General features: G+C 73.3%; 7 protein-coding genes. 2 read left to right on the top strand and 5 right to left on the bottom strand.

Features of this window, described 5'->3' with window-relative positions; translation table 11 throughout:
• Nucleotides 1–18 precede the first annotated feature (18 nt).
• Nucleotides 19–1,290 (bottom strand): PQQ-dependent sugar dehydrogenase, encoded by a 1,272-nt coding sequence (locus N912_RS0139675; protein ID WP_084211644.1) that lies wholly within the window; start codon nt 1,288–1,290, stop codon nt 19–21.
• A 97-nt stretch (nt 1,291–1,387) separates the two neighbouring features.
• Between N912_RS0139675 and N912_RS0139670 the strand changes: the two genes are divergently transcribed.
• Entirely contained in the window at nt 1,388–4,774 is a 3,387-nt protein-coding gene (locus N912_RS0139670; RefSeq protein ID WP_028926802.1) for a S41 family peptidase, read from the top strand.
• Between the two features lie 123 nt (nt 4,775–4,897).
• Here the strand turns inward: N912_RS0139670 and N912_RS57520 are convergent, their stop codons facing one another.
• The 4 genes from N912_RS57520 to N912_RS0139650 all read right to left on the bottom strand — a co-directional run bounded on the left by N912_RS57520 (nt 4,898) and on the right by N912_RS0139650 (nt 7,721).
• A complete protein-coding gene (locus N912_RS57520; protein ID WP_211261558.1) occupies nt 4,898–5,818 on the bottom strand; it encodes a transglutaminase-like domain-containing protein in 921 nt (306 codons plus the stop codon).
• Between the two features lie 87 nt (nt 5,819–5,905).
• Entirely contained in the window at nt 5,906–6,304 is a 399-nt protein-coding gene (locus tag N912_RS0139660) for a VOC family protein (RefSeq protein WP_028926801.1), read from the bottom strand.
• 5 nt (nt 6,305–6,309) lie between these two features.
• Nucleotides 6,310–7,164, bottom strand: a complete 855-nt coding sequence (locus N912_RS0139655) for an AraC family transcriptional regulator (RefSeq protein WP_037068974.1) — start codon at nt 7,162–7,164, stop codon at nt 6,310–6,312.
• A gap of 95 nt (nt 7,165–7,259) precedes the next feature.
• Complete coding sequence (locus N912_RS0139650) at nt 7,260–7,721, bottom strand: hypothetical protein (protein ID WP_156994314.1); 462 nt, start codon at nt 7,719–7,721, stop codon at nt 7,260–7,262.
• A 136-nt stretch (nt 7,722–7,857) separates the two neighbouring features.
• Between N912_RS0139650 and mfd the strand changes: the two genes are divergently transcribed.
• Entirely contained in the window at nt 7,858–11,502 is a 3,645-nt protein-coding gene (mfd, locus tag N912_RS0139645; RefSeq protein WP_084211642.1) for a transcription-repair coupling factor, read from the top strand.
• Nucleotides 11,503–11,516 lie beyond the last annotated feature (14 nt).

Here is an 11,516-nt window from a genome sequence, read left to right as displayed (position 1 = left end):
GAGCCCGGGGCTGCCGGCCTATCCGGCGCTCACCCGGAGCACCACGTCCGACGAGCCGTTGTCGGTGGTCAGATACAGGTCGCCGGACGGCGACAACCGCGCGCTGCGCAGCCGCCCGTACTTGTCGTCCAGCTCGGCGGGCACCCGCAGCTCGGCCGCCGTGCCGTCCGGCGCCAGGGTCATGAGCAGCAGCTTGGAGCCCTTGAGCGCCGGCACCGCGAGCGCGCCCTCCAGCGTGCCCCAGCGGCCCCCGGACAGGAACGCGGCGCCGGCGGTGGCCTCGGTGGTCTCGCCCGAGCTCCACCTGGCCGGCACCGCGTCCGGGAACCGGGTGAGGTCGGTCATCGGCACCGTCTCCTGGTAGCCGCCGACGGTGCCGCCCCGGGACGGGTCCCAGCCGTAGTTCCGCCCGCCCGCCAGCAGGTTGACCTCGTCGTCGTAGTCCGGGCCCTGCTCGGCGACGAACACCTGGTCGGTCCCGGGCCGGATCGCCACGCCCTGCACGTTGCGGTGGCCGTAGGTCCAGATCAGCCGCTCGTTCGGGTTCGCGGACCCGGCGAACGGGTTGCCGGCGGCCGGCGCCCCGGTGGCCGGGTCCACCCGCAGCACCTTGCCGCCCAGGTTGGTCCGGTCCTGGGAGAAGGCGCCGCGCGCGGTGTCGCCGGTGCCGATCAGCAGCGTGCCGTCCGGGGCCAGCGCGGGCCGGCAGCCCGAGTGGCGCCCGGACGGGTTCAGCGGCAGCCCGCCGACCAGCGGGTCGCGCACCCGCCGCGCGCTGGCGAAGTCGGGCGACAGCTCCCAGACGACGACCCGCACGTCCCGAGGCTGGCCGCCCTCGGTGTGCGTCTGGCAGGTGACGAACCGCCGCGAGCCGGCGAAGTCGGGCAGCAGCGCCAGGCCCATCAGCCCGCCCTCGCCCTTGGCCAGCAGGTCGCCGAAGTCGGCGTCCACCGGCCGGGCCTCGGCCCCCGGCATGGGACCGGACAGCAGCACCAGCCGCCCCGGCCGCTCGGTGACCAGCAGCCGCCCGTCCGGCAGGAACGCCAGGTCCCACGGGTTCTCCAACCCGCCGGCTACCTCCTCCACCCGCAGCGGTGGCGCCGCGACCCTGGGCACCGGACGGCCGGCCGCCGTGCCACCGCCGCCGTTCGACACGCTCACGCCGCTCGCCGCCGCGCCGCCCGCGCCGCCTGCCGACGAGCCGCCGCCACCGGCCGCGAACGCCGTGCACCCGGCCACCGCGACCACACCGGCCACCGCGACCAGCCGGACCAACCAGCCTCGAACCATCCCCCAACTATGCCCGCACCCGCTGTGAGGGCGGGTCTGCCGCACCGACCGCTACTCCGCACGCACGACCGATGAGCCAGCCGATTACCGTCAGGTCATGGCATCCGGTTCGCCCACCTACCTGCGTTTCCCCCACCTGCGCGGTTCGTCCCTCGTTTTCGTCGCGGAGAACGACGTCTGGCTCGCCCCGGTCGACGGCGGGCGGGCCTATCGCCTGTCCGCCGACCAGGAACCGGTCCGCAACCCCCGGCTGAGCGACGACGGCGCCAGGGTCGCCTGGACATCGCGGCGGGACGGCGCGCCCGAGGTGCTGGTGGCCGACACCGAGGGCGGCCTGGCCACCCGGCTGACCTACTGGGGCGACCCCAAGACGCTGACCCTGGGCTGGACCGACCAGGACGAGGTCGTCGCGATCACCGCGACCGGCCAGCCGTCCTCCCGCCGCACCTGGGCGCACGCCGTCCCGACCGACGGCGGCCCGCCCCGGGTGCTGCCCTACGGGCCGGTGGCGAACCTTGCCGGCGGCCCGACCGGCACCGTGCTGCTGTCCGCCGTGATGTCCCGCGAGCCGGCCTGGTGGAAGCGCTACCGGGGCGGCACCGCCGGCAAGCTCTGGTGGCGTCCTTCCGGGGGTGACGAGTTCGCCCGGCTGTTGCCGGAGCTGAACGGCAACATTGAGTCGCCGATGCTCGTCGGGGACCGGATCGCGTTCCTGTCCGACCACGAGGGCTGGGGGAACGTCTACTCGGTCGCGGTGGACGGCACCGACCTTCGGCGGCACACCGATCACGGCGCCGAGGGCGGATCGGCCGCCGAGCCCGCCGACGCCTCCGAGCGCTGGCCGTTCTACGCCCGGCACGCGACCAGCGACGGCACCACGGTGGTGTACGAGTCCGGCGGCCAGCTGTGGCTGTTGGACGGCCTGGACGCGCCCGCGCGCCGGCTGGACGTGCGCCTGGGCGGCCCCCGCACGGCCAGGGCGCGCTACCAGATCAGCGCCGCCCGGCACCTGTCCACGGCGGTGCCGGACAAGACCGGCCGGCTCAGCGTGGTCGGGGTGCGCGGCACCGTGCACCGGCTGACCCACCGCGACGGCCCGGCCAGGACGCTGGCCAGCGAGCCCGGCGTGCGACACCGGTTGGCACGCCCGCTCGGCGAGGACTGGGCGGTCTGGATCACGGACGTGGACGGCGAGGACGCGCTGGCGGGCGGCCCGCTCACCGACGGCGACAGCCACAGCGACGGCGAGGAGCAGCCGGAGCCGGCAAGGTACGGCGCCGGTGAGATCGGGCGGGTACTGGAGCTGGCCTGCGCGCCGGACGGCTCCCGGGTGGCGCTGGCCTGCCACGACGGGCGGCTGCTGGTGTTCGACGTGGCGGCCGAGCGGTTCACCGAGCTGGCCAGGGGCGCGGACGGCGAGGTGACCGGCCTGGCGTTCTCCCCGGACAGCGCCTGGCTGGCCTGGTCCGACCCGGTGGAGCAGGGCATGCGGCGGATCCTGATCGCCAAGGTCACCGACGACTCACCGGTGCCGGTCGCGGTGACGCCGACCCGGTTCGTGGACACCTCGCCGGTGTTCACCACCGACGGCAAGCACCTGGCGTTCCTGTCCTACCGCAGCTTCGACCCGGTGTACGACGCGCACTCGTTCGACCTGTCGTTCCCGAACGGCTGCCGCCCGTTCCTGGTGCCGCTGTCCGCGCGCACACCGTCCCCGTTCGGTCCGTCCCCGGACGGGCGGCCGCCCAACGGCGCCGACGACCACGACGACAAGGAAAAGGACGACAAGGACAAGGCCAAGGACACCGAGAAGGACGCGGAGGAGAAGGACGCCAAGGACGCCGCGAAGGACACCGAGAAGGACGTCGACGCGCCCGAGGTGCGGGTCGACCCGGAGGGGCTGCCCGAGCGGGTGGTGGCGCTGCCGGTGTCCGAGGCCAGGTACTACCGGCTGCGCGCCGGCAAGGACTGCCTGCTGTGGCTGCGCGCCACCCCGACCGGCGTGCTCGGCGACGGGCTGGCCGAGGGCGCCGAGGGGCCGCGCCCGGTGCTGGAGCGCTTCGACCTGGTCCGGCGCCGGCACGACCGGATCGCCGACCCGGCGGACGCCTTCGAGGTCAGCGGGGACGGCTCCCGGATGGTGGTCCGCGACCGGCGCGCGCTGCGGGTGCTGCGCACCGACCGTCAAGGCTCGGACAAGCCCGGCGACGACAGCTCCGACGAGTTCGACATCGACACCGGCCGGATCTCGGTGACCGTCGACCCGACCGCCGAGTGGCGGCAGATGTACGACGAGGCCGGCCGGCTGATGCGCGACCACTTCTGGGTCGCGGACATGGCGGGCGTGGACTGGGCCGGCGAGCTGGCCCGCTACCGCCCGCTGGTGGACGGCGTGGGCAGCCACGACGACCTGGTGGACCTGCTCTGGGAGGTGCAGGGCGAGCTGGGCACCTCGCACGCGTACGTCTCGCCGCGCGGCGGGTACGGCTCGGGAGAGCTGCCGGGGCTGCTCGGCGCGGACATCGAGCGCGGCGAGGACGGCAGGTGGCGGGTGGCGCGGGTGCTGCCCGGCGAGTCGTCCGACCCGAGGGCGCGCAGCCCACTGACCGCGCCCGGGGTGGACGTGCGCGCCGGCGACGTGCTGCTCGCGGTGGGCGGGCACCCGGTCGACCCGACGGCCGGGCCGGCGCCGCTGTTGGTCGGCACCGCCGGCCAGCCCACCGAGCTGACCATCGAGCCCGCCGACGCCCCAGGCACCCGCCGCCGGGTGGTGGTGCTGCCGCTGGACGACGACGAGCAGCTGCGTTACCAGGACTGGGTGGCCGGCCGGCGCGCGTTCGTGGCGGACCGCTCCGAGGGGCGGCTGGGCTACCTGCACCTGCCGGACATGGTGGCCAACGGCTGGGCGCAGCTGCACCGCGACCTCGGCCGGGAGACCGCGCGCGAGGGCCTGATCGTGGACGTCCGCTACAACGGCGGCGGGCACCTGTCCCAGCTCGTGATCGAGAAGCTGTCCCGCCGGGTGATCGGCTGGGACATGATCCGCCACGGCCAGCCCACCACCTACCCGCTGGAAGCGCCGCGCGGGCCGGTGGTGGCAGTGGCCAACGAGTTCGCCGGCTCGGACGGCGACATCGTGACCGCCGCGTTCCAGCGCGTCGGTATCGGCCCGGTGGTCGGCGAGCGCACCTGGGGCGGCGTGATCGGCATCGACAGCCGCTACCAGCTCGTGGACGGCACGCTCGTGACCCAACCGCGCTACGCGTTCTGGTTCGACAACCTGCAGTGGTCGGTGGAGAACGGCGGCGTGGCCCCCGACGTCGAGGTGGTCATGACCCCCGCCGACCACGTCGCCGACCGCGACCCCCAACTCGCCAAAGCCGTGGACCTAGCCCTAGAAGCCCTCTCCGAGCGCCCCGCCGCCATACCCCCCGACCCCGCCACCCGCCCCACCCGCTCCCGCCCACCCCTACCACCCAGGTAAGGAAACGTGACCGCCCGCACTTATGACCGCACCGCGAGTCGGGGATTTTGACAGGGTGAGTCGGGCTTTTTGACAGGTGAGTCGGACGTCCCGGCGAGCCCGGCTCGGCCCGACAACACGCGGTCAGCCGCGCAGCAGAACCTCGCGCGGTGAGCCGTACACGGGCCTGGTCAGGACCGTTCTGGGCGTCCGCAACGCGTCGTTTCCGGTGAACAGGGCGCTGGCCGCCTCGAACGGCACGTCCCCGACGGTCAGCGCGGCCGCCCGGTCGTACAGCTCGCAATCCTCGGCGGCGAGGCGCTCACCGTCGGTGACCTCCGGACCCCAGATGTCCCACAGCAGCGGCTCCACCTTGTTGATCATCGCCAGGTCCAGCCGGACGTTGCCGGCCACGAACCACTCGCCCACCAGCCCGCCCTCCTCGGGAGGCAGGCCGAACGTGTTCGGGTCCGCCTCACCGGCCCGGATCGACCGCCAGGCCGCGCCGGCGACCAGGAACCGATCCCTGGGCACGTCCATGTGGTCGAAGTCGACACCCAGCGAGCCGGCCGCCGAGGGGTCGGCCAGCTGCGGGTCGGCCAGCCGCCAGCCGTGCCGTTCGTCCCAGTACTCGCACACGACGTGGTCGAAGTGGAAGCCGGTGTCGCCGAAATAGTCCGCGAAGCCGGATCGTATGCGCGCCGGAACCCCGGCGTGACGCAGGAACGAACAATGCAGCAGGGCGAAGTCGCGGCAAATTCCGACGAATCGGTCGTCGAGCCGGCGTGGCGAGGTCAGCGGCGCGCCGTCGCGCCCGGTAATAAGTCTGAGGATGTCGTCCACATAGCGGGTCTCGGCGTCGTCGCGCAGCCGGTCGGGCGGGATGCGGTAGTCGAACAGCTCGCCCTCCAGGCGGTGGACCAGCAGGTTTCGGACGATCCCGGCAAGTGCGGTCGGGTCGGCGGGCAGGTCGGGGTAGTACCCGACCAGGTCGTTCGGCTCGGAGAAGACGCTCTGGGTCATGTAGAAGTCGGCGATTTTCGGCGCCAGTGGCGCGGGTTCCACAAATTCCTCCATGAAACGCGGCGGTCGAGGGTGCGCACGACCGGTCCGTCTCACTGTGCCAAATTTTCGCCGAAATTGTCGACGGCTTCAGGGTGCGCCGCGATACGTGCCGAACGTCCAGAGGTTGCCCTCCGGGTCGCGCAGGCCGAAGGTGTGCGAGCCGTAGTCGGTGTCCTCCAGCTCGCTGACGACCTCCGCGCCGGCGGCCTTGGCCCTGGCGTACACCGCGTCCACCCGGTCGGTGACCACGTAGGCCGAGTTGGCGCCGGCGGACATGAGGGCGTGCGGGCCCTCGCAGTGCTTGGTGGAGCCGAGCATCACGGCGCCGCCCTCCGGCCAGCGCAGCTCGGCGTGCACGATGTCGCCGTCGTCGTCGGGCACCCTCAGCGCCTCGCGGAAGCCGAGCACGTCGACGAGGAAACGCAGCGCGCCCGGGGCGTCGTCGTAGCGAAGCGCGGGCCACACGGTCGGATCTGGTTCGCTCATGCCGCTCAGGTTGGCGCGCCCATGACCTCCGCGTCTTGGAGAAACGGGAGTTCCTCGACCAGCCAGGTGCGCGGGCTGCAGCCGGCGAGGGCGCGGAACTCGTTGCTCATGTGCGCCTGGTCGAAGTAGCCGCAGGAGTACGCCACCTCGGCCAGCCCGCCCGGCGGCAGCCGGCGCAGCAGGGCGGCGGCCCGGCCGAACCGCACCACCCTGGCCGCCTGCTTCGGGCTCAGCCCGACCTCGCGGGAGAACCGCTCGGAGAAGTGCCGCCGGCTCCAGCCCACGTCGGTGGCCAGCTCGCTCACGGCGACCGCGCCGCCGGACCCGAGCAGCCGCCGCCAGGCCCAGCCCACCTCGCCGGGCGGCTGGTGCGCGGCGGCCGCCCTCGCCGAGCCGAGCAGCGCCCGGTCCACCAGCTCGAACCGGCTGGCCCAGCCCGGCGCCGCCCGCAGCCGCTCCGGCAGGTCGGCCAGCGCGGGCCGTGGCAGCTCGGCGAGGTCGATCACCCGCCCGGAGAGCTCGGCGGCCGACACCCCGAGCAGGGTGCGCACGCCCATCGGGTTGATCTCCAGGTGCACCCCGGCCTGCTCCGGGTCCTGCGCGATCAGCGCCGGGCCGGCGTGCAGGCCGCTGACGAAGCCCTGCCAGCTGTCCGGCCGCTGGTCCGAGGACGGCATGTCGATCAACCGGACGGGTTCCCGAAGGCTGATGATCAGCGTGATGTGCTCGCTGGGCAGGCCCCGGTGCACCGGGAGGGTCACCCCGCGCTGGTGGTAGCCGATGTAGCGGGAGACCAACGAGCGCAGCGCCGGGTGCGGGCGGCGCAGCGCCCAGTCCAGCTCCGGCTCCCGCTCGGTCATGACACCCAGGGTACGGGCGAGCCCCGACTACTCCGTCGCCTTCGGATGCCGAGCCGGTGGGGCAACCCGGTCGCCGCGCTTGGCCGGCACCGGTTTCAGTCCATGACCGGTGGCGGGACCGGCCCGTGATCCTCACCGTCGATCGGCCGGGTGAGGGCCTGGAACAGCTCCGGATCGGCGTAGATCTCCGCGGTGGAGCGCCACTCGTACATCATCTGTTCGAGGACGGACCAGCGGTTGAGCTCGCTGGCGGTCTCGACCTTCCGCACGAAGTCGGTGACGAACTCGGCCTGGCCGTCCACCGGCAGCAGGTCGAGCCACGCGAACTCCTCGCGCAACACCTCGCGCACCTGATCCGGCTGCAGCCGGGCCCAGATCCGCAACGTGCGGGCGGCGATCAGCGCGCCCTGGGTCGACTGCCTCGCCTGCTCCTCCTTGATCAGCAGCAGCGCGTCGCCGTCGCGGCGGCGGACCCGAACCGCGCCCTTGTCCGCCAGCGCGGCCACGCCCTTGGGGTCGCGCTGCAGCTCGCTCCACTGCACCTCGGTAGTCGTCACGACTCAATTCTGAACTTATTCAGAAGTCTCCGCAACTCCTCGCCCGACCGGCCGGTCAGATAGTGGTTCCGGACGAGTCGTACGCTGGGTATGTGGCTCCTGCCGGGGTACTCGTCCCAGGCAGGAGTCTGTCCGCATGCGCCCAGCCAGCGCGTCCCGCGCCCGTGAAGGAACACCCGTGTCCGCTGTTGTCACCCCTGCCGCCTCCGGCCTGCTCAGCGCCGCGCTCGCCGATGCCGGGCTGAGCGCGCTGATCGACTCGGTCGACCGGGCCACGCTGCGCGTCGAGGGACCGGCCGCGCTGCGCCCGCTGGTGGCCGGCGCGCTGGCCCGCGTGGACGGCATCCCGGCCACGCTCGCGGTGTGCGCCACCGAGCGGGAGGCCGAGGACCTCGGCGCCACGCTGGCCGAGCTGATCGGCGGGGACGCGGTGGCCGTGCTGCCGTCCTGGGAGACGCTGCCGCACGAGCGGCTGTCGCCGCGCAGCGACACCGTCGGGCGGCGGATTGCGCTGTTCCACCGGCTGGACCGAGGGGACCCGACCCTTCGAGTCGTGGTGGCCGCCGTGCGCAGCCTGATCCAGCCGATCGCGCCGGGGCTGGGCCGGCTGGAGCCGGTCGAGCTCGCGCCCGGCGACGAGCACGACTTCGACGAGCTGCTGCACCGCCTGGTCGAGCTGGCCTACCAGCGGGTGGACATGGTCACCGGGCGCGGCGAGTTCGCGGTCCGGGGTGGCATCGTGGACGTCTTCCCGCCCACCGCCGAGCACCCGGTCCGGGTGGAGCTGTGGGGCGACGAGGTCTCCGAGCTGCGCCAGTTCGCGGTCGCCGACCAGCGCACGATCGGCAAGGTGGAGCGGCTGTACGCGCCGCCGTGCCGGGAGCTGCTGCTCACCGACGCGGTCCGGGACAAGGCGGCCGCGCTCGCCAAGGAGCACGCGAACAACGCCCAGCTCGCCGAGCTGCTCGGCCGCCTCGCCGAGGGCATCCCGAGCGAGGGCATGGAGTCGCTGATCCCGGTGCTCTGCGAGGGCAGCCTGGACCTGCTCACCGACCTGATGCCGCGCGGCGCGCACGTGCTGGTCATCGACCCGGAGCGGATCCGCACCAGGGCCTCCGACCTGGTCCGCACCGGCCAGGAGTTCCTGGAGGCGTCCTGGCTGGCGGCGGCGGGCACCGACGCGGCCGCGCCGATCGACCTCGGCTCCTCGGCGTACCGGGACCTGGACGAGATCGAGGAGCACGCGCTGGCCAGCGCCCGCCACTGGTGGACGCTCAGCCCGTTCAACACCGACGAAGACGCCGACGAACCGGCCGACGAGCAGGTCATCCGCCCCGGCTTCCACGCCGTGGAGTCCTATCGCGGCGAGATGCCCCGAGCCCTGGCCGATTTGCGCAAGCACACCACCGGCGGCGGCGCGGCGGTCCTTCTGCTCCCCGGCGCCGGCACCGCCCAGCGCGCCGTCGAACAGCTCGGCGAGGCCGAGATCCCGGCCAGGCTGGCCCCCGACGGCCTGCCGGACGCCCCGGAGAAGGGCCTGGTCACGGTGGCCACGGGCGTGTTCTCGGACGGCTTCACCGCGCCCGAGCTGGGCCTGATGATGCTCACCGAGGCGGACCTGACCGGCAACAGGGCGGCCACCGGCGAGATCCGCAAGCTGGCCTCCCGGCGGCGCAACGCGGTCGAGCTGGACGCGCTCAAGCCGGGCGACTTCGTGGTGCACAACCAGCACGGCATCGGCCGGTTCATCGAGATGCGCGAGCGCACCGTCGCGGGCGCGACCAGGGAGTACCTCGTCCTGGAGTACGCGCCGAGCAAGCGGGGCCAGCCGGCGGACCGGCTGTTCGTGCCCACCGACGCGCTGGACGAGGTGAGCCGCTACGTCGGCGGCGAGGTGCCGGCGCTGAACAAGATGGGCGGCGGCGACTGGGCCAAGACCAAGGGCCGCGCGCGCAAGGCGGTCAAGGAGATCGCCGCCCAGCTGGTGCAGCTCTACGCCGCGCGCAAGGCCTCCCCCGGACATGCGTTCGCCCGCGACACCCCGTGGCAGCGCGAGCTGGAGGACGCCTTCCCGTTCACCGAGACGCCCGACCAGCTGGCCGCGATCAACGAGGTCAAGGCGGACATGGAGCAGCCGGTCCCGATGGACCGGGTGATCTCCGGTGACGTCGGCTACGGCAAGACCGAGATCGCCGTCCGCGCGGCGTTCAAGGCGGTGCAGGACGGCAAGCAGGTCGCCGTGCTGGTGCCGACCACGCTGCTGGCCGACCAGCACCTGCGGACGTTCACCGACCGGATGCGCTCGTTCCCGGTCACGGTGAAGGGCCTGTCGAGGTTCACCGACCCGTTGGAGGCCGAGCAGACCGTCGCCGGCATGGCCGACGGCACCGTGGACATCGTGATCGGCACCCACCGGCTGCTGCAGACCGGGATCCGCTGGAAGGACCTCGGCCTGGTCATCGTGGACGAGGAGCAGCGCTTCGGCGTCGAGCACAAGGAGCACATCACCGCGCTGCGCGCGCACGTGGACGTGCTGGCGATGTCCGCCACGCCGATCCCGCGCACGCTGGAGATGAGCCTGGCCGGCATCCGCGAGCTGTCCACCATCGCCACCCCGCCCGAGGAGCGCCACCCGGTGCTGACCTACGTCGGCGCCTACGACACCAAGCAGGTGGCCGCCGCCATCCGCCGCGAGCTGCTGCGCGACGGCCAGGTGTTCTTCGTGCACAACCGGGTGTCGTCGATCGAGCGCGCCGCCCGCACGGTGCGCGAGCTGGTGCCGGAGGCGCGGGTCGCCGTCGCGCACGGGCAGATGAACGAGGAGCTGCTGGAACGGACGGTCACCGGGTTCTGGCACCGGGAGTTCGACGTGCTGGTGTGCACCACGATCGTCGAGACCGGGCTGGACATCTCCAACGCCAACACGCTGATCGTGGAGCGCGCGGAGAACCTGGGGCTGTCCCAGCTGCACCAGCTGCGCGGGCGGGTGGGACGCAGCCGCGAGCGCGGGTACGCCTACTTCTTGTACCCGCCGGAGTCGCCGCTCACCGAGACCGCCTACGACCGGCTGGCCACCATCGCACAGCACTCCGAGCTGGGCGCGGGCCAGGCGGTGGCCATGAAGGACCTGGAGATCCGGGGCGCTGGCAACATCCTGGGCGCCGAGCAGTCCGGGCACATCGCCGGCGTCGGCTTCGACCTGTACGTGCGGCTGGTGGGGGAGGCGGTCGCGGCGTTCCGCAAGCACAGCGGCGCGGCCGGCCCGGACAGCGCCGAGGTGGAGACGCTGGCCGAGGTGCGGGTGGAGCTGCCGGTGGACGCGCACGTCCCGCACGACTACGTCACCGGCGAGCGGCTGCGGCTGGAGGTCTACCGCAAGATCGCCGAGGCGGCGGACGCGGACGCGCTGGCCGCCATCGACGAGGAGCTGACCGACAGGTATGGCACCCCGCCGGTCCCGGTGCGCAACCTGATCGCGGTGGCCAGGTTCCGGCAGACCTGCCGGCGCCTCGGCGTCAGCGAGGTGGCGCTCGGCGGGACCTCGATCCGGGTCGCCCCGCTGGAGCTGCCGGACTCCGCCCAGCTGCGGCTGCGCCGGCTCTACCCGCGCGCCACGTACAAGGCGGCGGCCAAGACGGTGGTGGTGCCCCGCCCGTCCGAGGGCGACGCGGGCACCGGCGGCCGGCGGATGGGGACGGCGCCACTGCGCGACACCGACCTGCTCGACTGGTGCACAAAGCTGATCTCCAATCTGGCCGGCCAGGGTGTCGGTTCGTCGTGATAACCCAGGCGTGA

This window comes from Actinospineispora acaciae DSM 45401 (genome assembly GCF_000620785.1).
Classification (GTDB): domain Bacteria; phylum Actinomycetota; class Actinomycetes; order Mycobacteriales; family Pseudonocardiaceae; genus Pseudonocardia; species Pseudonocardia acaciae.
The sequence above is the reverse complement of the archived record's forward strand: the minus strand, read 5'-3'. Positions and strand labels throughout refer to the sequence as shown.

Coding starts and splice junctions, on each gene's coding strand:
- N912_RS0139675 (WP_084211644.1), bottom strand. CDS start 1,290: ATGGTTCGAGGCTGGTTGGTCCGGCTGGTCGCGGTGGCCGGTGTGGTC.
- N912_RS0139670 (WP_028926802.1), top strand. CDS start 1,388: ATGGCATCCGGTTCGCCCACCTACCTGCGTTTCCCCCACCTGCGCGGT.
- N912_RS0139660 (WP_028926801.1), bottom strand. CDS start 6,304: ATGAGCGAACCAGATCCGACCGTGTGGCCCGCGCTTCGCTACGACGAC.
- N912_RS0139655 (WP_037068974.1), bottom strand. CDS start 7,164: ATGACCGAGCGGGAGCCGGAGCTGGACTGGGCGCTGCGCCGCCCGCAC.
- mfd (WP_084211642.1), top strand. CDS start 7,858: ATGCGCCCAGCCAGCGCGTCCCGCGCCCGTGAAGGAACACCCGTGTCC.